Consider the following 258-nt stretch of genomic DNA (forward strand, 5'->3'; position numbering starts at 1 on the left):
TCCTTCATCGACTCCTAGTGTCAAGGCATCCACCGTGCGCCCTTTCTAACTTAACCAAACTAAAATTAAAAAATATGAGCTACACTGTTATCTAGTTTTCAAAGAACATACATTTATATATGAGAGATAGTTCTCTCAAAACTGAACAAAACGAAACACGGAAACTTATATTGATGAACAGCGTTCATCAATTCTCCATAGAAAGGAGGTGATCCAGCCGCACCTTCCGATACGGCTACCTTGTTACGACTTCACCCC

At 39.9% G+C, this 258-nt stretch carries 1 rRNA gene; it reads right to left on the reverse strand.

From position 1 onward, the window contains the following. Window positions 1–201 precede the first annotated feature (201 nt). Window positions 202–258: ribosomal RNA gene (locus ACS2MN_RS31105) — 16S ribosomal RNA — on the reverse strand; the annotation flags it as partial.

This window comes from Bacillus cereus group sp. BceL062, from assembly GCF_051780025.1.
GTDB classification, from domain to species: domain Bacteria; phylum Bacillota; class Bacilli; order Bacillales; family Bacillaceae_G; genus Bacillus_A; species Bacillus_A toyonensis.